This window comes from Microbacterium sp. ZKA21, assembly GCF_050434165.1.
Classification (GTDB): Bacteria; Actinomycetota; Actinomycetes; order Actinomycetales; family Microbacteriaceae; genus Microbacterium.
The window spans coordinates 509,798-527,089 of record NZ_JBNPVV010000002.1; the positions used below are offsets into that span (position 1 = coordinate 509,798).

21 protein-coding genes are annotated in these 17,292 nt (G+C 66.0%); 8 read left to right on the forward strand and 13 right to left on the reverse strand.

What is annotated here, in order from left to right; all coding sequences use genetic code 11:
• Positions 1-23: 23 nt before the first annotated feature.
• The 12 genes from M2317_RS06595 to M2317_RS06650 all read right to left on the reverse strand — a co-directional run bounded on the left by M2317_RS06595 (position 24) and on the right by M2317_RS06650 (position 7,827).
• On the reverse strand, positions 24-647 hold the full coding sequence (locus M2317_RS06595; protein WP_429458496.1) for a GntR family transcriptional regulator: 624 nt from the start codon (positions 645-647) through the stop codon (positions 24-26).
• Positions 648-1,143: 496 nt separating this feature from the next.
• Positions 1,144-1,746, reverse strand: coding sequence for a hypothetical protein (locus M2317_RS06600; protein WP_429458498.1), 603 nt, complete (start codon positions 1,744-1,746; stop codon positions 1,144-1,146).
• A gap of 1,035 nt (positions 1,747-2,781) precedes the next feature.
• Positions 2,782-3,063: a hypothetical protein gene (locus tag M2317_RS06605; RefSeq protein ID WP_429458500.1), complete on the reverse strand. Its 282-nt coding sequence runs from the start codon at positions 3,061-3,063 to the stop codon at positions 2,782-2,784.
• Between the two features lie 88 nt (positions 3,064-3,151).
• A complete protein-coding gene (locus M2317_RS06610) occupies positions 3,152-3,547 on the reverse strand; it encodes a hypothetical protein (RefSeq protein WP_429458501.1) in 396 nt (131 codons plus the stop codon).
• Between the two features lie 132 nt (positions 3,548-3,679).
• Entirely contained in the window at positions 3,680-4,462 is a 783-nt protein-coding gene (locus tag M2317_RS06615; protein WP_429458503.1) for a hypothetical protein, read from the reverse strand.
• 25 nt (positions 4,463-4,487) lie between these two features.
• The gene (locus tag M2317_RS06620; protein WP_429458504.1) at positions 4,488-4,805 is read right to left on the reverse strand and encodes a hypothetical protein; all 318 of its coding nucleotides are present in this window, start codon (positions 4,803-4,805) and stop codon (positions 4,488-4,490) included.
• 284 nt (positions 4,806-5,089) lie between these two features.
• On the reverse strand, positions 5,090-5,806 hold the full coding sequence (locus M2317_RS06625) for a hypothetical protein (RefSeq protein ID WP_429458506.1): 717 nt from the start codon (positions 5,804-5,806) through the stop codon (positions 5,090-5,092).
• The gene (locus M2317_RS06630; protein WP_429458508.1) at positions 5,803-5,946 is read right to left on the reverse strand and encodes a hypothetical protein; all 144 of its coding nucleotides are present in this window, start codon (positions 5,944-5,946) and stop codon (positions 5,803-5,805) included. Before M2317_RS06630 ends, M2317_RS06625 begins: the two co-directional genes overlap by 4 nt.
• Before the next feature lie 172 nt (positions 5,947-6,118).
• Positions 6,119-6,361, reverse strand: a complete 243-nt coding sequence (locus M2317_RS06635; RefSeq protein WP_429458510.1) for a hypothetical protein — start codon at positions 6,359-6,361, stop codon at positions 6,119-6,121.
• 94 nt (positions 6,362-6,455) lie between these two features.
• Positions 6,456-7,181 (reverse strand): hypothetical protein, encoded by a 726-nt coding sequence (locus M2317_RS06640; RefSeq protein ID WP_429458512.1) that lies wholly within the window; start codon positions 7,179-7,181, stop codon positions 6,456-6,458.
• Positions 7,178-7,630, reverse strand: a complete 453-nt coding sequence (locus M2317_RS06645; RefSeq protein WP_429458513.1) for a hypothetical protein — start codon at positions 7,628-7,630, stop codon at positions 7,178-7,180. The genes M2317_RS06640 and M2317_RS06645 overlap by 4 nt, the downstream gene beginning before the upstream one ends.
• Complete coding sequence (locus M2317_RS06650; protein WP_429458515.1) at positions 7,630-7,827, reverse strand: helix-turn-helix domain-containing protein; 198 nt, start codon at positions 7,825-7,827, stop codon at positions 7,630-7,632. The genes M2317_RS06645 and M2317_RS06650 overlap by 1 nt, the downstream gene beginning before the upstream one ends.
• Before the next feature lie 101 nt (positions 7,828-7,928).
• Here M2317_RS06650 and M2317_RS06655 point away from each other — a divergent pair, with 101 nt between their 5' ends.
• From M2317_RS06655 to M2317_RS06665, 3 genes are all read left to right on the forward strand, one after another.
• Positions 7,929-8,489, forward strand: a complete 561-nt coding sequence (locus M2317_RS06655) for a helix-turn-helix domain-containing protein (protein WP_429458517.1) — start codon at positions 7,929-7,931, stop codon at positions 8,487-8,489.
• A gap of 265 nt (positions 8,490-8,754) precedes the next feature.
• Entirely contained in the window at positions 8,755-9,573 is an 819-nt protein-coding gene (locus tag M2317_RS06660; protein WP_429458519.1) for a tyrosine-type recombinase/integrase, read from the forward strand.
• Positions 9,563-10,261, forward strand: a complete 699-nt coding sequence (locus tag M2317_RS06665) for a restriction endonuclease (protein WP_429458520.1) — start codon at positions 9,563-9,565, stop codon at positions 10,259-10,261. The genes M2317_RS06660 and M2317_RS06665 overlap by 11 nt, the downstream gene beginning before the upstream one ends.
• 64 nt (positions 10,262-10,325) lie before the next feature.
• Here M2317_RS06665 and M2317_RS06670 read toward each other — a convergent pair whose 3' ends face one another.
• Complete coding sequence (locus M2317_RS06670) at positions 10,326-10,814, reverse strand: YajQ family cyclic di-GMP-binding protein (RefSeq protein ID WP_376177065.1); 489 nt, start codon at positions 10,812-10,814, stop codon at positions 10,326-10,328.
• Positions 10,815-11,001: 187 nt separating this feature from the next.
• On the opposite strand from M2317_RS06670, the gene M2317_RS06675 reads away from it, so the two are divergent.
• From M2317_RS06675 to M2317_RS06695, 5 genes are all read left to right on the forward strand, one after another.
• A complete protein-coding gene (locus M2317_RS06675; protein WP_429458521.1) occupies positions 11,002-12,231 on the forward strand; it encodes a sugar ABC transporter substrate-binding protein in 1,230 nt (409 codons plus the stop codon).
• Positions 12,232-12,295: 64 nt separating this feature from the next.
• A complete protein-coding gene (locus tag M2317_RS06680; protein ID WP_429458522.1) occupies positions 12,296-13,909 on the forward strand; it encodes an ABC transporter permease subunit in 1,614 nt (537 codons plus the stop codon).
• A gap of 1 nt (position 13,910) precedes the next feature.
• Positions 13,911-14,798: a sugar ABC transporter permease gene (locus M2317_RS06685; RefSeq protein WP_429458524.1), complete on the forward strand. Its 888-nt coding sequence runs from the start codon at positions 13,911-13,913 to the stop codon at positions 14,796-14,798.
• Between the two features lie 163 nt (positions 14,799-14,961).
• Positions 14,962-16,839: a glycoside hydrolase family 13 protein gene (locus M2317_RS06690; RefSeq protein WP_429458526.1), complete on the forward strand. Its 1,878-nt coding sequence runs from the start codon at positions 14,962-14,964 to the stop codon at positions 16,837-16,839.
• A 241-nt stretch (positions 16,840-17,080) separates the two neighbouring features.
• Positions 17,081-17,233, forward strand: a complete 153-nt coding sequence (locus M2317_RS06695) for a hypothetical protein (protein WP_429458528.1) — start codon at positions 17,081-17,083, stop codon at positions 17,231-17,233.
• Positions 17,234-17,292: the final 59 nt, after the last annotated feature.

Sequence of the window (17,292 nt, forward strand, 5' to 3'; positions counted from 1 at the left end):
TAGGGTCCGTGAAGTGACGCCGGTCACAGCTCGTGGATGGCCCGGCTGACCTGCTCTGCGGCATCCGCATCCCCCGTCGTCAGGGCGTCGCGGAGCGCCCGATGAAGCGCGAGCATCTCTTCCCGGTCCTCCGAGGCCAGTTCTCGGAGGTTGCGTGCGAGCGCCATGCTGACTTCGCGCAGCACCTGATGCTGCAGTGCGTTCCCGCTGAACTCCGACAGTCGGCCGAACAGCGCCTTGCGTGCGAGGGAGTAGCGAACCGGCTCATCGATGCTCTCGTCGAGAGCATCGATGAGCGTCGACACCGTGTCCCGTTCGGCATCGGTCATCCGCGCGGCGGCGAGGCGGGCGACGAAGCCGGCCTGGAACGCGGCGAACTCATGGGAGTCGGCGACGACCTGATCGGTGACGGACGTGACCTCGGTGTACCTGCTCGGATACATCGTCACCAGCCCGATCCGTTCGAGACGTTGCAGCGCCTCGCGGATCGGCATGCGCGACACGTGCAGCTGCACGGCGAGTTCGGCATCTCGGATGCGCTCGTTCGGTGCGAGATCGCCGTTCACGATGGCCGTGCCGAGGTGCTGGAACACCTCCTCGGCCAGCAGCTTCTTCGTGCGTCCGATCCGTCGCGAATCCCCAGTCATCGCCTTGCCCCCAAGTGCGTCTCTTCCCCAGCCCCTGCGTTGCGGCCGGGGTGTTACTACATCACGAACCGGCGCGGGATGCCAACCCGGGACGTGCTGTGGCCGGCGGGCCCCGGGGGTGCCGGCCGACCACAGGCGGTGCCGGCCCGGCATACGCCGACGGTCCTCCTCGTTCCCCACCGAGGACGCCTCTGATCCCCCGATCAGAAGAGGCACCGCCTACCAGCTTCTCGGATCGCAACCCGTATATCAGTATGTGATTCCGGGTGCCCGATCAACCCGACGGATCCGGCGGGCGGCCCGGATACGACGAATGCCGGCATCCGTCGGGATGCCGGCATTCGTCGCGCGTCAGCGATAGTTGATGAATCGCACCCAAGCGATGGTGCAATATTGGCCGCTTACGTGATCCGCGTGATTACGGGGAAAGACTGCTGGCAGTCGATGGTCCTTCATGGGCGCGGGGGCGAGTTCTGCGGACTTTCTGCGGACCGTGCTACTGCTGTGGCGGGATGTAGAAGCCGGGGTCGTTGTCGTAGACGACGCCGTTCTCGTCGCCGACGCTGGTGATGGCGTACATGTCGAGGTTGAGGGTGTCTCCGGGGTAGAGGGCGCTCGCGCCGTTGCGGCGGACGGAGTTCACCATCTCGATCCAGATGCGCTGCGTGCACAGGCGCTCGCCGATCGCCCATAGCGTGTCCCCTTCGGCTACTCGGTAGGCAACAGGTGTACCTGCGTCGTTGAGGGAGACATCGCCGGTCGCGCCGGTGCGGGGACCAGTGTCTCGGATCATGTCGTTGCGGTAGCCGACGACGCGGTCGGGGTCGGAGTCGTCGACGGGAACGAGGGCGATCGGTCCGCCGCATTCCTCGCGGTACGTTTCGCTGGGCGTGGGCTCGGTCGCGGGCTCGGCCTCGACAATCGACTGCGCAGCGGGAGCTTCCGTGCTCGTCGGTGCCGGCATCGGCGTCGACGTCGTCGCGGCCGGTGTCAAGTCATCGTCGACGCTGACGAAGGCAGGGACAGCGAGGGCGACGAGACCGGCGAGGACAGCGACACTGACGGCTGCGGCGATGATCGTGGTGCGACGGTTCGGCATGACCAGGATCGTAGGCGATCGCGCAGACAATGCGCAGCGGGTCCGGCGAGTGAACACCCATAGAGTGGTTGACATGCAGTGGTGGGCATGGGTCGCATGGGCACTCAGCGTGCTCACGGCGCTTACCGCCCTTTACTTCGGAGTCCGTGCGGATCGACGCGCGCGCTACCCGCAGCTCTGGGTGCTGAAGACAGACCCGCCGCGTGCGTCGAACCGCACGGGTGAAGACGCACACAATGTGCTCGTCTTCATCGAGGACCGTGAGCGGGTGCTCGGGGTATGGAAGGCGGAATCGATCGAGCCGGACGACGATATACCGCTTCCGGGCTTGGCGATTGGGAACGAGGTGACAATCATCTGGATACGTCCTTCGTCGGGCAGATTGCACACATGGCCTTGGGGTTGGATCGTGAGATGGCGCTCTCGACGTCTTCGATGGCACTGGTGGAAGACGAACATGCGGCATCGACTCCGAGCTCTACGCAGACCCAGCCTCGACGCTGAGATCCTGAACCGGTCGTAGGCCGGCGAGCAGACATCGAAGACGTGCCCGTGCGCCGAGGATGAGTCCTGCCGTTGTAACGCTTTTCGCGCCACGCGCCAATCTCCCGCGTCGAGGTCTATCGACCTCCTGGACTGCCTCGGCGGCTCCGTTCGCGCGCCGAACCCCACACGCACGGCCCCACAACCCCGAAACAAAAAAATCGCGGGGAGAGAAGGGCCCTATGCCTCCGTGAGGGCCGCGGGAGGGGCGGGAGGGTGGTCCCCCCACCCGTGCCGTTCAGCGATCGTGGGCGCCATCGGTCGATCGTGGTTGCTCGGTCGTTTCGATGATGTGCGCTTCTACCCATTCACGCACCTCTGTTTCGACGTACACGATGGTCTTGAGTGTCGGTTTCCGGTATCGCGGACCAGTTCCGTTCTCCCGCATTGCTCGAAGACGTCGAACAGTCAGGCCGGGGACGAGGTCGCATACCTGCTGTGGCGACAGGTAGCGATGTTCGGTGGCGTCGCCATGGTATTCCCCGCTCATCGTCAGGGCTTCGAGTCGGGCATCGTCTCTATGAGCCGGAGATAGCGTGCCTGCTCCGCTGGAGTGCAGAACTCCGGGAGTATCTCGGTCCGTATGCGTGCCAGGAGGTCCTCCGGGATCGCGAGGGCGGGGGCGTCCGGGTCCTCGAGCATCGAGGTCAGGGCTTCCCACGGTTCCCCTCCGGCCATGAGGATGTCGAACACCTCGAGCAGGCCGGGAGACGTGGCCACGGACGGGCGGAGCGTCTCGACGAACTCGTAGAGTTCCGGCTCCGTGGTGATCATGATGGCATCCTACGATCGGTTGCTGACGTTAGGGATCGGCTGCGCCCCGAGACGTGGGTGGCCGTCTCGGGGCGCGAATGGTTCAGCGTCACAGAACGAGCAGGCCGTGCCACGTGACGGGCGGCGTCCCGCCGGTGATGAAGCTCGGGGCGAGGCGGGCGTTTACGGCGTAGCTTCCTGCCGGGATGATGCTCGGCGGGGTCGTCGCCGTGTACGGCCCCTCGTGCACCAACTGTCGTGTCTGGCCCATCTGATGCTGGAACCAAGACGACGAGACGACGATCTGCTTGCCGTCGGACTGGCGGCGCAGACCGATGCGCAGCTCGTAGCGGTCGTTATGGGACGCATCGAGCAGGTTGCCGCTGCCGTCGACGATCTTGTCGACTCGGAGGGACATAGGACCGCGTGCATGACTGCGGAACGTCGGGTACTTCTTGAGTTCACCGAGCGGGTCGATTCGCCCGCTGAGGGAGTAGTTGGCCATGGGTGCCTTTCGGCTTAGGCCCAGGTGCATCCTGGGCGGTTGGGGATGGGATTCGTGTGATCGGTGCGCCGCGTGTGGTGGCCTGTCGAGGAGGGCCGCGAGCAGGCGGCGCAGGAGCGCGCATGCCGGGGGTTACTCGTCTTCGGTGTCGTCGAGAGGATCGGTGTCGTGATCGGCCGCGTAGGCGTCGAAGGCGGCGGTGCGGTCGCGCCTGTGCTCAACTACTGCGGCATCGCGTGCTCTGGCGGCGGCCTGTTCGAAGGCTTCCGCGAACGTGCGCTCGTCCTCGCGGACCTGATCGGAATTGCGGAGCAGCGGCCTACGGATGTCGAGGTGTGCGAACGACATCTCCCCGAGCTCCCCAGCGTCGCGGCGATCCTTGCTCTCGATCCGCTCGGCGAGAGCGTTGTACTCTTCGTTCGCCCGTACCAGCTCGGGGTACTGACTGAAAACATGTGGGTCGACCCGGCCGCGTCGGCCCTCTCCCTCAGCTCGGTACTGCGCGGTGACGAACCGCTGCTTGATGTCGTCGTACTGTTGCTTGGCTTCGTCGTAGGACTCGCGCTGAAGCTTGAGCCAGTGGCCGACGTTGGCTCCGCGCTCGGCGATCGCGACAGCCTCGACGTTCTTGTACGCAACCCATGCAGCGAGCGCGTCTCCGTTGTGGGCGACGGCGTCTTCGAATGCTTCGCGTGCCTCGCGAACTCGGCGGTTGAACCGGGACGGCCACTCGGCATCGCGCTGCTTGACGAACTGGTTCAGCGCTCGTCGACGGGCACGCTTTGCTGCCTGTTCTGCTTCGTCTTTCTCGGCGTACAGGCGGGCGGCTTCGGCACGCGCTTGTTGCGCGGCGGCCTCGGCGGCGCGGATCTGATCCTCGATGGGGCGAAGCTGGTCTTCGATGGGGGTGCTCATGGTGTGTCTCCTTGCTTCTCGGTGCTCAGTGGGTGGTCGGGTGTCCGGTGATCGGATCGACGGCGGTGTTCTGCGCGAACGTCGTGGCGGGGAATCCGCGGCGGACCGCGTCACATGTCACGAGTGCCTGGTTCGCGCGCGCTTGCTGCTCGGCGGGAGTCGTGAACATCGCCGCGAGATGCTCGGCCTTCTGCGCGGTCGACGTCGGCGTCGCGGCCGGCGGCGTCGCCAGCGGATGCTGGGTGACTTCGTGCGCGGCGGCGCGTGCGATCTCGAGTGCGGCTTCGATCTGCGCTTTCTTCTGATGCTCGATCGTCGCCATGGCGATCTGGTCTTGGTTCATTCGGTGCTCCTGTTCTTGTCGGTGGTGCCGTGGTTCCCGGCGGGTTGGTCATGGCAGTGGGGGTCGGCCGTTTGGCCAGACGTGCGTTGGCAGTGGTTCGAGGACTCGTGCTTGGGTGCGGGCGCAGTCAGCGAGGACGAGGGTCCGCAGAGCTCGCACTTCGGATTCGGGGAGTTGCGATTTCAGTCCGGCGGTCCAGAGGTGGCGCTCGAGGACGGCGGGCAGGTCCCCGCGTTCGGGGCGGCGCGGACGGGCACTGGCGCCTGTTGAGTCGGTGGTGGTGGTCATTGGTCGGTTCCTTCGAAGAGTGCGGCCCAGAGGCCGTCGTGGTCGTGTTCGTTGGCTTCCCAGGTGCACTGGTTGCACGCGTACCAGGTCGGTGCTCGTGCTTGCCGGGGAGGGATGATGTGGACGTCGAGCAGCTCGCAGTCGGGGCATGGCTTGTTGGCGCGTCGCCGGCGGTCCGCGAGCGGCCAACGGTTGAGTGCGCGGCTGATGGTCCAGTAGTCGTCGTGGCCGGGGATCTCGTGCGGCATGACGATCGCCCACCATTGCGGGAAGGCGTCGGCGTCGTTCGCGATCGCGTCGTAGTCGGCGAGGATCCGGGCGATGCCGTCTTGTGCGTGCGCACGCCATGCTGCGGGCGAGGCGTCTGCGGTCGTCGACGGGGCGTAGATCGCGGCCATGATGTCGCGGGAGGCATCGACCGCGGAGACGTCCATGGGTGCGGTTCTCGGCTGCCGTGATCCGGTTGTGCGTTCGTGCCCGTAGCGCTTCGCGGCCGCTTGGCCGATCGACGAGCGGATGTGCTCGATGAGGGCGGGTGTGTCCTCGAGGTGGCGTCGGAGGCGTCCGTAGCAGCGGGAGCAGACCATGGCGCCGTCGCGAGCTTCGAGGGGTACGCATCCGGTGCACTCCCCGTCGGCGCGTCCGTAGTCGGCGCATGCGGCGTAGTGCTCGCCGGTTCTCACGCATCCGCTGATGCACGCCCGATCGCTCATCGGTAGTCCTTCCCGGCCCAGAATCCGGCCGTCGGGCGCGCGGCATCCGCGTACGCGGCGCAGAGATCGCGGATGCCGCACTCGTAGCAGCGCGCGCGCATCTCAGCGGCGTCGGTCCGATTCAGCGCCGCGGCGTCCATGGTGAAGCGATCGTCGCCACGGCATGCCGGGTCCTGCGTCCGGAGAGCCGTGGTGAGCGCGGACAGTTCGGTAGGGGCGTCGCGGGTAGACCTGGTGGGCGCGGTGTCGGTGCTCGCGGGGAGTCGGTCGCGGGGAGTCGGTCGCGGACGGACGGGGGAGGAAGTAGCGCGGTCACGATTTCGCCTCCGGCATGGTCCGCTCGAGTGCGGCGCGCCACGCGGGCGAACCTTCGGCGAGTGCTCCGTCGTCTCGGGTGCCGCATCCGCACCAGCCCGACACGGGGTCGAACATGTGGCGGGCGCACACGCGACCCGGTACGGGCGAGATCGTGCGGGAGATGCGCGCTGAGCGCTTCCCCTGCGTGGTCGAGCCGATCCCGCCGCCGAGATCCGCGTAGGTCGGGCTGATGCTCATACTGGGATCCCTTCGAAGATGGCGATGACGAACGCGAGCGATGCGGCACATGCGAGCGCGCACGCGCCGATGTCGGCCCATCGCGGATGGATGCTCATGCGACGTCCCACAGCGGGTCACGGCTCTCGCAGAAGTTGCACGTCCCGTTCGGCAGCCAGCGATGCTTGCCAGGACCGCAATCGATGACACGGGGACTCATCGTCGTTGGGGCACGACGCGTCCTCGTGGCTTCCGCTGCGCGGCGATCGACCGCACACGCACGGCACGGCTCGGAGTGCTCCCAATTCGGATGGCGGAGACAGGTTCGGGCGGGCGCGCTCGCGCGCGTCTCCTCCTCTCTCTCCTCTTCTTCCTTGGGCGGTACGGACCGTACCGCCTGTCCGGTACGGTCCGTACCGCCTCTCGGGGCGGTTCGTACCGCCTCTCGGACCGGACTGCCGGTGTGATCCGTACCGGCAGTCGTGTCCACTGGCGGGACGATTCGTACCGCCAGATTCGAGTTATCCACAAGGGCAAGGGGAGAGCCGGTGCCATCCTCGAGGAAATAGGTGGATCGTCGCCCGGTATGCGCCTTGCCGTTCTCGTCGAGCACGACGTAGCCGACCTCGCGAAGACGCCTGAGCGACTGTCGTACAGCCGACGACTCAGTACCGGCGATCGCTCGCAGGAGAGCATCCTGACCGCCGAAGAACGACGGGCGAGGATCGGCGTCGCGGGCGGTCAGCGCCATGTAGGCGAACAGACGCATACTGCGGTGATCCTGGAAACGGTCGGCGTCGGCGAGAGCAAACGCGGCCTTCACAAGTCCTGCGCCCATCATGGCCGTGCCTTCCCTGTTGCTCTGGCGGACGCCAGAGCGTCCTGCGGGATGCAGATGAACTCACCGTGCTCGTCGAGTGGGTCAGGCGTGGCGAGTATCTGCCACGTCCCGCGGAAGGTGAACGCGTACCCACGCCCGCGGCGGTGGGGCGTTCGCTGCGCCACGTTCTCTCGGCGGCACCAGTTGTCGGGGCAGCGCTGTGCGTCGTGTGCGGTTACGCGGGTGTATCCGCTCGACTCCTCGACTTGCTCGAGCACGTGCACGCGATCGCCGGGAGAACCGTCGACGTTCCTCGGCCGGATGCGCACGACCGGCACGTCCTGCCACGCCATATCGTCGACGAGCGCGGCGACCGCGTCGCGACGAGCGTGTCGAAGCCTGGCTATCCGGAGATCCAGACGGGCGATCTCAGCACGCGGGTCCCGCGCTTGTCGTTTCGACGTGGTCATCACGCGTCCGCGAAGCCCGCATCGATGAACGCATCGAGGTCATCCGGTCGGATGCAGACGCGGCCTCCGACCTTGCCGACCTTGAGTTGTTTCGTGGCGATCAGCCAGCGAACTGAGTGCTCGGAACGTCGGAGGATCGTCGCCACTTCATCAACGAAGTAGAAACGCGGACGCTCCGTGGTGACCGTTTCAGCCATAGCCTGACCTTTCTAATAGCGCAGATGCTTGCGTTATAGCGAAGGTATTGGAACTTGCGTTATATGTCAACTAGTCTCTTTGCATGGGAGCTAGCGGGCGCATGCGTGGAAACGACATCGGCGAGATCGGTCGACGCGTCGGCGAGCGAGTCCGTCTCATTCGCCGTGAGCGCGAGATGACGCAGGAGCATCTCTCGGCTACGCTCGCTGCTATCGGCCGCCCGATGCCGACTGCGAGTATTGGACGGCTTGAGTCGGGTGACCGACGCGTCGATGTTGACGACCTGATGGCGTTGGCGTACGCACTCGACGTCTCGCCGCTGTCGCTGCTGTTGCCGTTCACGGACCGGCCCGATGATCGGTTCAAGCCGGCAGGTGTGGGGCGTGAAGTCGAGGCCGTCAGCGCGTGGATGTGGGCGGCGGGTGTAGGTCCGGGACGATATGACAGCGGCAATGCGGAGTATCAGGAGAAGACGTGGCGCCAGTTTCGCGACGTGTCGCACCCGTGGTGGCTTCAAGTCGATGTGCGCCTCGACGAAAGACTGCGTCCGGCGTACGGCGATCTAGGCCAGCCAGCATTCGAGGAAAATCGCAAGTGGACACCGCCCTGGTGGCCGAAGGGACCGGAATCTGCCGATGGCGAGCATCAAGCAGAGGCCTGATGGGGTCTGGCGTGCACGATACCGCGATGACGCCGGTAAGGAACATGCGCGTCACTTCAAGCTGAAGCGGGACGCGCAGCGGTGGCTCGATGAGGTCGCGGCATCCGTGGTTACCGGCCAGTATGTCGACCCGAAAGCGGGTTCTGTTCGGTGGTCATCATGGGCGGCGGATTGGATAGCCCGGCAGTCATGGGCTACCGGGACGACCGATGCGGCACGTACGGCCGTTGAGAGCGTCTCCTGGGCTGAAGATCCGATCGGGGGAGTGAAGCCGTCCCACGTCCAATTGTGGATCTCGGCGGAGTCGAAGCGCGGCCTCGCCGCCTCGACGATCCGCACGCGTCTGAACTACGTCCAGATGGCATTCCGCGCTGCGGTGCTCGACAAGGTGATCTCCTCGAGTCCCGCGGCTGGCGCGAAGGCGCCACGAGTCCGGCGCACCGAAGCGTCGATGAAGATACTCACGGCGGAGCAGGTGCACGCTGTGCTCGAGGCGTCCGGAGACTTCCGCGCGTTCGTCGAGGTGTGCGTGTTCGCCGGGTTGCGGCTCGGTGAGGCGGCGGGGTTGCAACTCGGCGACGTGAACTTCCTCGCTCGCACGATCAGCGTCAACCGCCAGGTGCAGGGGTCGACGAACAAGGCCGCGACCCTCGTTCCTCCGAAGTACGGCAGTGAGCGAACGATCTTCGTCCCCGGTGAGCTCACGGCGGCGATGTCATCGCATGTCGCGACCGAGGGGATATCCGCACCTGGTGCGCAGATGTTCCGGACGCCTCTGGGGCGATTGTGGCACCGCAACAACGCGGCCGACGAGTGGCGACGGATCCGCGAAGCGGTGAAGCTCGGCGACGACGTCACGCTACATACGCTGCGCCACACATTCGCGTCCAACCTGATCGCGTCGGGCTGCGACGTCGTCACGGTCCAACGCGCGCTCGGCCACTCGCAGCCGTCGATCACGCTCAACGTTTACTCCCACCTGTGGCCATCCGCTGAGGACAAGACGCGCGCCGCTACATCTGCGTTCATGTCTGCGGTTTCGCAATCGCTGGTGACCCTCGATAGGAGATCGAATGCCCTCTGAGGTAACGACCGACTCGCCTCTGAACATCTCCTCCTCCGATCCGGAATGGAGAGTCTTCGAGAAGGACGTCGCCAACATGGTCGCGCGGCTCGACGTAGGTACGAGCCGCGTCACGCACGATGCACGGTTGATGGGGATCAACTCCGAGGTCGAACGCCAGGTTGATGTGTTGATCGAGGGGATGCTCCATGGCATGCCCATATCGATCGCGATCGAGTGCAAGAAGTACGGCCGCAACATTGATGTCGGCGACGTCGATGCCTTCATAGGAAAGTTGCATGATCTCGCCGTCGATAAGGGGGCGTTCTACATCTACAACGGTGTCTCAGCGGGAGCGCGTACGCGTGCATCCAGCGCTCGTCATCCAGCAGTAGTGCTTCGAGAAGATCTTGGAGGGGGAATCCCCGACGACTGGGATGAGATCCTTCCCGACTGCCCGAATGAGAATTGCTACGGCGGCACCATCGCGTGGACGAGCAGTAAGCAGCCGGCCGGCGGCGCGGATGTTGAGTGGGGATACTGCGACTTCTGCGGGACGGTCGCTTTCTGCTGCCGAGACTGCGGGGAGATCGAGATCGCCGATGCGGGGGAGTGCTTCACTTGCGGTGCAAAATACGAGGTATCGACCGTTGACTACCAGTCAACCGATGTGGGCGACGTAGTACAGATAACTCGCGGAGTCGACTGAACTTCCCTCTTCTGGCGGACTCTCTGCGGACCGCTCCGAAGAAATCCCAGGTCAGAGGCTACCCCTACCGGTAGTTGATGAACTGCAGGTCGACCTCGAGGTCCGACCCCTTGAGCAGCGCGATCACGGACTGCAGGTCGTCGCGGCTCTTGGACTGCACGCGCAGCTCGTCGCCCTGGATCTGGCTCTTCACGCCCTTCGGGCCCTCGTCGCGGATGATCTTGCTGATCTTCTTCGCGTTCTCGGAGGAGATGCCGTCCTTCAGGGACGACACGATGCGGTACTCCTTGCCGCTCGCGAACGGCTCGCCCGCGTCGAGGCTCTTCAGCGAGATGCCGCGCTTGATGAGCTTGGACTGGAAGACGTCCAGCACGGCCTTCGCGCGCTCTTCGGAGTTGGCCTTGATGAGGATCTGCTCGCCGCTCCACGCGATCGAGGCGTCGGTGCCCTTGAAGTCGTAGCGCTGCTCGACCTCCTTGCGGGCCTGGTTCAGGGCGTTCTCGGCCTCCTGGTGGTCGACCTTGGAGACGATGTCAAAAGAGCTGTCAGCCATACAGGAAGTGTAGCGAGCCTGTCGATCCGACGAACTCTTGAAAACGCTTCCAGCCCGAGAACACGCGACTGGGTACGGTCCCAGGCGGTTCTCTCGCCATCCGTCGTTGCAAAAGCAGGTGATCTCGTTGCATACTGTAAGCGCTTGCAGTCCTGCAGGCCATCAGCACTCAGAGAGGCACACACCAATGAAGGTGAACAAGAGGGGCATCGTCGCCGCCGGCGTCATCGCCATGTTTTCCACGCTGACACTGGCCGGTTGCTCGACCGCCGGCACCCCGGAAGAGGGCTCCGGCGAAGAGAGCACCGGGTCGCTGACGGTGTGGGTGGATGCCGAGCGCGTCGATGCCCTGGCCGGAGCGGCCGAGGCGTACGAGGAGAAGACCGGCGTCAAGGTCGAGATCGTCTCCAAGGACGTCGACACCATCAAGGACGACTTCATCCAGCAGGTTCCGACCGGCAAGGGCCCGGACATCACCATGGGTGCGCACGACTGGCTGGGCGAGCTGTCCACCAACGGCGTGGTCGCGCCTCTCGAACTCGGCGACACCGCAGAGGACTACCTCCCGGTCGCCCTCCAGGCCTCCACCTACGACGGCACCGTCTACATGCTCCCGTACGCGGTCGAGAACATCGCGGTCCTGCGCAACGCCGATCTCGTCCCCGAGGCCGCGACCAGCTGGGACGACATGCTCGCGAAGGGTCAGGCCGCCGGCCTGGAGCACCCCTTCGTCGTCGAGCAGGGTGCTGAGGGCAACCCGTACCACCTGTACCCGTTCCAGACCGCGTTCGGCGCTCCGGTGTTCGGCACCGACGAGTCCGGCAGCTACGACGCGACCGACCTGCAGCTCGGCAGCGAGGGCGGCTTCGCATTCGCCTCGTGGCTCGGCGCGCAGGGCGCCGCCGGCAACTTCAACACCGACATCGACGGTGAGATCGCCAAGCAGCAGTTCCTCGACGGCACGGCCGCCTTCTGGCTGACCGGCCCGTGGAACGTCGGTGCGGCCACCGATGCCGGCATCAACGTCGCGATCGACTCCGTCCCGAGCCCGACCGCCGAGGTCGCCTCGCCGTTCGCCGGCGTGAAGGGCTTCTTCGTCAGCTCCGAGTCCAAGAACAAGGTCGCCGCGAACGACTTCCTGGTGAACTACATCGGCACCGAGGACGTCCAGCTCGAGCTGTTCAAGACCGGCAACATCCTGCCGGCTCTGACGGCAGCAGCGGATGCCGCGGCATCCGACCCGATCATCGCCGGATTCCAGGCCGTCGGCCAGGATGCCGTGCCGATGCCCGCCATCCCGGCCATGGGCTCGGTGTGGGAGTACTGGGGCGTCGCCGAGGCGGCCATCATCAACGGCGAGGACCCGACCGCGACGTGGCAGAAGCTCGTCGACGACGTCACCGCCGCCATCAAGTAACGAAGTGCAACCCCCGTCGGGGCGGACCAGGCGTCCGCCCCGACGGCTTCACCACGGGGAAGACATGACTGACACCGTCGAGGTCGACGAGGCCGCAACGCCGCCGACAAAACGCCAGCGCCAGGCGGCGCAGATCGCCGAGGCCGCCTCCGGCCGCACCGGATGGATGCTGCTGAAGATCCTGCTGCTCGCGATCGTGGACGCCGTCGCGCTGTACGCCGTCTTCGTACTGTTCACGCACCAGGAGTGGCTGGTGCTGGGCATCGTCGTCGCTGTCACGGTGCTGGTCAACTACATCTACTTCTCCCGCAAGCGGATTCCGGCGAAGTACCTCACACCCGGCATCATCTTCCTGATCGTGTTCCAGGTGTTCACGCTGCTGTACACCGGATACATCGGGTTCACGAATTACGGCACCGGGCACAACGGCAACAAGGATCAGGCGATCTCGTCGCTGCTCGCCTCCGCCCAGGAGCGCGTCGAGGACTCGCCGACGTATCCGGTCACGGTCGTCGAGCAGCTCGGCACGCTCGGCCTGCTCGTCACGGACCCCGAATCGGGTGACGCCTCGGTCGGCACGAACGAGCAGCCTCTGCAGGACGTCGACGCGACCATGGAGGGCGACAAGGCGGTCGCGACCGACGGCTGGACCACGCTGGCCTTCGCCGACGTGCTGTCGCGCTCCGAGCAGATCGAGAAGCTCTCCGTCCCCTTCAGCGATGATCCCAACGACGGTGCCCTGCGCACGCCGGATGGGCAGAGCGGTTACCTCTACGTCTCGACGCTCGAGTACGACGAGGCCGCGGACGCCATCATCGACACGCAGACCGGCGAGGTGTACTCCGACATCGGCACCGGTGCCTTCACCGCCGAGGACGGCACCGAGCTGCTGCCCGGTTGGCAGATCACGGTCGGCTTCGACAACTTCGTCCGCGCCGTCACGGATGCCTCGATCCGCGGACCGCTCATCTCGGTCACCATCTGGACGTTCGCGTTCGCGCTGATCTCGGTCGCGACGACGTTCTTCCTCGGGCTGCTGCTCGCGCTGGTGTTCAACAACACCCGGATGCGGTTCCGCAACGGCTACCGGATCATCATGATCCTGCCGTACGCGTTCCCCGCGTTCCTGTCGGCCCTGGTGTGGGCGGGCATGATGAACGAGAGCTTCGGCTTCATCAACCAGGTGCTGCTCGGCGGCGCCGAGATCCCGTGGCTGACGGATCCGACCCTCGCGAAGGTGTCCGTGCTGCTGGTGAACCTGTGGCTCGGCTTCCCTTACATGTTCCTGGTGTGCATGGGGGCGCTTCAGGGCATCCCCGAGGACGTCAACGAGGCCGCCGTCATGGACGGCGCGAACCCGTGGCAGATCTTCCGCCGCATCAAGCTGCCGCTGCTTCTCGTGACGGTCGCTCCGCTGCTGATCTCGTCGTTCGCGTTCAACTTCAACAACTTCAACCTGATCTACATGCTCACCGGCGGCGGCCCGCGCTTCAGCGACGTGTCGATCCCGGTCGGACACACCGACATCCTGATCTCGATGGTCTACAAGGTGGCCTTCACCGGCCAGACGCGCGACTACGGTCTCGCCTCGGCCTTCACCATCCTGATCTTCATCGTGGTGGCGACGATCTCGATCGTCAGCTTCCGCAAGACCAAGGCACTCGAGGAGTTGAACTGAGATGAGCACCGACATCGCCTCGCGTCGCCGCCGGAGCTTCGGCGGTTGGTTCGCCGACACCGGATGGCGCCACCTCGTCGCCATCGTGGTCAGCATCTTCGCGCTGTTCCCGCTGCTGTACGTGCTCTCGGCATCCCTGAACCCGAACGGAACCCTCACCGGGTCGAACCGGCTGTTCTCGGCGATCGGGATCGACAGCTATGTGCGGATCCTGACCGATCCGCAGAACCCGTACCCGCAGTGGTTCCTGAACACGCTGATCATCGCGGTCGTGACCGGACTGGTCACGGTCTTCATCGGCGCGTGCGCCGCGTATGCCTTCTCGCGCATGCGCTTCGCCGGACGCCGCGTCGGGCTCGTCACGATCGTCGTCGTGCAGATGTTCCCGCAGCTGCTCGCCGTGGTCGCGATCTTCATGCTGATGTCGACCCTGGGGGACTGGTTCCCCGCGATCGGCCTCAACACGCACACCGGGCTGATCCTCGTCTATCTGGGCGGTGCGCTCGGCGTGAACACCTACCTGATGTACGGGTTCTTCAACACGATCCCGATGGAGATCGACGAGGCGGCCCGCATCGATGGCGCCGGCCACGCGCGCATCTTCTTCACGATCATCCTGCGTCTGGTGGCGCCGATCCTCGCGGTCGTCGGGCTGCTGTCGTTCATCGGCACGGTCAACGAGTACGTGATCGCCAGCGTCATCCTCATCGATCCGGAGCAGCAGACGCTCGTCGTCGGCCTCACCAAGCTCGTGTCCAACCCGCGCTACGCGGACTGGTCGGCGTTCTCGGCCGGTGCCGTGATGGCGGCGATTCCGGTGATGGTGCTGTTCCTCTTCCTGCAGAAGTACATCGTCGGCGGCCTCACCGCCGGCGCCACGAAGGGCTGACCCCCGCCCCGGCCCGGGCCCTCGGCCTCGGGGCTTCTGCTACACATCTCCGAGTTCGCGCCAGCAACTATCTGTCGCATTCTCAGAGAAGTGCAGCAGAACCGGAAACATGGGCCGGGTAGGGTGAGTCGCCCGCACGCCGTCGACCCCACCGGGAGAATCCATGACCCTGCTGCCGCACCACGACGGCTCGCCGCTGCACGTCTCGAACGATGCGCCGGTCCTCGGCGAGGTGGTGCGGGTCCGGCTGCGGGTTCCGACCGATTTCGGGGATCTGGATGCCGTGCGCACCCGCTCCAACCCCGACCACGAGCCGGAGTGGACGGATGCCGTCCGCATCGGGACGGCCGACGGCTGGGACTGGTGGGAGGCGCCGATCACGGTGCGCAACCCGCGGCACGGGTACCGGTTCGTACTGCTGCATGCCGACGGCGGCATCCAATGGCTCAACCAGACCGGTCTGCACCGGATCGAGACGCGCGACGATGATGATTTCGCTCTCGTCGCGCACCCGGCGCCGCCGTCGTGGCTGCACGACAGCGTGATGTATCAGGTGTTCCCCGATCGGTTCGCGCGGTCGGCGCAGGCCGACGAGCACGAGATGCCCGACTGGGCGATCCCGGCATCCTGGGATGACCCTGTCGACCCGGTGTCGCCCGGTCGCGGTCGGCAGTTCTACGGTGGCGACCTTCCCGGCATCGCCGAACACCTCGACCACCTCGTCTCGCTCGGGGTGAACCTGCTCTATCTGACGCCGATCTTCCCTGCGGCGTCGAATCACCGCTACGACGCATCGAGCTTCGACCGGATCGATCCGGTGCTGGGCGGCGAAGCCGCCTACATCGCGCTGATCGAGCAGGCGCATGCCCGCGGCATCCGAGTGATCGGCGATCTCACGAGCAACCATTCCGGCGACCGGCACGAGTGGTTCCGGGCGGCGTACGGGCATCCCGGCGCGCCCGAGCAGGCGTACTACTACTTCACGGATGCCGAGAACACCGCATACGAGTCCTGGCTGGGTCATGACTCGCTGCCGAAGTTCGACTGGTCGAGCGAGGAGCTGCGCGAGCGGTTCATCACGGGCGAGGACTCGATCGTCGCGAAGTGGCTGAAACCGCCGTACGGGATCGACGGCTGGCGCATCGACGTCGCGAACATGACCGGGCGCCTCGGCGCCGTCGACCTGAACGCCGAGGTGCGCGCACTGCTCGCCGAGACGGTGCGGCGGGTGAACCCGGATGCGATCCTGCTCGGAGAATCCACCAACGACGCGGCGAGCGATCTGCAGGGCGACGGATGGCACGGCGCGATGACGTACCCGTCGTTCACGCGTCCGGTGTGGGGCTGGCTGAGCGAGCCGACCGGTATTCCGTATGCGGAATGGGATGGCACGGTCACCGCCGAGCCGTGGTTCTTCACGCAGCCGCTGGGCGGGATCCCCCGGTACACAGCCCGCGATTTCGTGGATGCTGTGACTCGGTTCACCGCCGGGATGCCGTGGCGGGTGCGGCTGGGCAACATGCAGCCGCTCGATACGCACGACACCGCGCGGTTCGCCACGAACGCGGCTCCGGGGACCGTGCCCGTCGCGGTCGGATTGTCGATGACGCTGCCTGGGGTTCCTGTGGTCTTCGCGGGCGACGAGTTCGGGCTCGTCGGCGCCGATGGTGAGTCGAGTCGAACACCGATGCCGTGGGGGAGCGAGGGCGATCCGGCCGTGGCCGCGCGGCTCGCTCTGTACCGGTCGCTCGTGACGCTGAGGCGGGACCACCCGGTGCTCGCGACCGGCGGCCTGCGGTGGCTGCACGTGGACGACGAGTCGGTCGTCTTCGTGCGCGAGTCCGCGGAGGAGTCCGTGCTCGTTCTCGCCACGCGCGGGGGAGCGGACGTCGAGCTTCCCGCCGGGGCTGTCTCGGTGGCCGGTGCCGAGGCGCTGTTCGGGGATGCCACCGTGGCCGCGGCATCCGATGGGTCGGTGGTGCTGGCGGCCGAGGGCCCTGCTTTCGCCGCCTGGAGCCTCTCCGGCGTGCGTGTGCCCTGACCCGCGTTCGGCCGCCGTACCCGGCTGCTCCCGTCGCACTTGCTGTCGTTATCGGATGCCGTCGTCGGCTTCCCGTCGCAGTTCATGTCGCTTCGCGCGCGCGTCGACGGCACGAACTGCGACCGGAACCTGTGCGTCGCCTCGCGGAACGACGTGAACTGCGACCGGAACCCTCGAGACCGACCCCCGCAGCACGGCGTTTCACCCTGCCGCCTCGGTCACCCGGTCGTAGCCTCAGCACATGGCACGCGTGGGAGGGCGCAATCTGGCGATGAGCTGGATCGTCGGCATCCTGTGCGCCGGCGTCGTCGGCGCGCTGCTGTGGCTCGCGATCCCCGCCGGTCCCGCGGTGATCGAGATGGTCGGCGACAGCCTGCGCCAGCTCACGCCCTGACCTGTCGACACGTCGGCACGCCTCCCGGAGCGCCCGCGCCAGCGGCGATACCCTCGCAG

What these genes read in the sequence shown, in the direction of transcription:
- M2317_RS06690 (WP_429458526.1), top strand. Translation starts at nt 14,962, where the DNA reads ATGACCCTGCTGCCGCACCACGACGGCTCGCCGCTGCACGTCTCGAAC.
- M2317_RS06665 (WP_429458520.1), top strand. Translation starts at nt 9,563, where the DNA reads ATGCCCTCTGAGGTAACGACCGACTCGCCTCTGAACATCTCCTCCTCC.
- M2317_RS06600 (WP_429458498.1), bottom strand. Translation starts at nt 1,746, where the DNA reads ATGCCGAACCGTCGCACCACGATCATCGCCGCAGCCGTCAGTGTCGCT.
- M2317_RS06605 (WP_429458500.1), bottom strand. Translation starts at nt 3,063, where the DNA reads ATGATCACCACGGAGCCGGAACTCTACGAGTTCGTCGAGACGCTCCGC.
- M2317_RS06670 (WP_376177065.1), bottom strand. Translation starts at nt 10,814, where the DNA reads ATGGCTGACAGCTCTTTTGACATCGTCTCCAAGGTCGACCACCAGGAG.
- M2317_RS06635 (WP_429458510.1), bottom strand. Translation starts at nt 6,361, where the DNA reads ATGAGCATCAGCCCGACCTACGCGGATCTCGGCGGCGGGATCGGCTCG.
- M2317_RS06595 (WP_429458496.1), bottom strand. Translation starts at nt 647, where the DNA reads ATGACTGGGGATTCGCGACGGATCGGACGCACGAAGAAGCTGCTGGCC.
- M2317_RS06615 (WP_429458503.1), bottom strand. Translation starts at nt 4,462, where the DNA reads ATGAGCACCCCCATCGAAGACCAGCTTCGCCCCATCGAGGATCAGATC.
- M2317_RS06655 (WP_429458517.1), top strand. Translation starts at nt 7,929, where the DNA reads ATGCGTGGAAACGACATCGGCGAGATCGGTCGACGCGTCGGCGAGCGA.
- M2317_RS06610 (WP_429458501.1), bottom strand. Translation starts at nt 3,547, where the DNA reads ATGGCCAACTACTCCCTCAGCGGGCGAATCGACCCGCTCGGTGAACTC.
- M2317_RS06625 (WP_429458506.1), bottom strand. Translation starts at nt 5,806, where the DNA reads ATGAGCGATCGGGCGTGCATCAGCGGATGCGTGAGAACCGGCGAGCAC.
- M2317_RS06685 (WP_429458524.1), top strand. Translation starts at nt 13,911, where the DNA reads ATGAGCACCGACATCGCCTCGCGTCGCCGCCGGAGCTTCGGCGGTTGG.
- M2317_RS06650 (WP_429458515.1), bottom strand. Translation starts at nt 7,827, where the DNA reads ATGGCTGAAACGGTCACCACGGAGCGTCCGCGTTTCTACTTCGTTGAT.
- M2317_RS06695 (WP_429458528.1), top strand. Translation starts at nt 17,081, where the DNA reads ATGGCACGCGTGGGAGGGCGCAATCTGGCGATGAGCTGGATCGTCGGC.
- M2317_RS06680 (WP_429458522.1), top strand. Translation starts at nt 12,296, where the DNA reads ATGACTGACACCGTCGAGGTCGACGAGGCCGCAACGCCGCCGACAAAA.
- M2317_RS06640 (WP_429458512.1), bottom strand. Translation starts at nt 7,181, where the DNA reads ATGATGGGCGCAGGACTTGTGAAGGCCGCGTTTGCTCTCGCCGACGCC.
- M2317_RS06630 (WP_429458508.1), bottom strand. Translation starts at nt 5,946, where the DNA reads ATGGACGCCGCGGCGCTGAATCGGACCGACGCCGCTGAGATGCGCGCG.
- M2317_RS06675 (WP_429458521.1), top strand. Translation starts at nt 11,002, where the DNA reads ATGAAGGTGAACAAGAGGGGCATCGTCGCCGCCGGCGTCATCGCCATG.
- M2317_RS06645 (WP_429458513.1), bottom strand. Translation starts at nt 7,630, where the DNA reads ATGACCACGTCGAAACGACAAGCGCGGGACCCGCGTGCTGAGATCGCC.
- M2317_RS06620 (WP_429458504.1), bottom strand. Translation starts at nt 4,805, where the DNA reads ATGAACCAAGACCAGATCGCCATGGCGACGATCGAGCATCAGAAGAAA.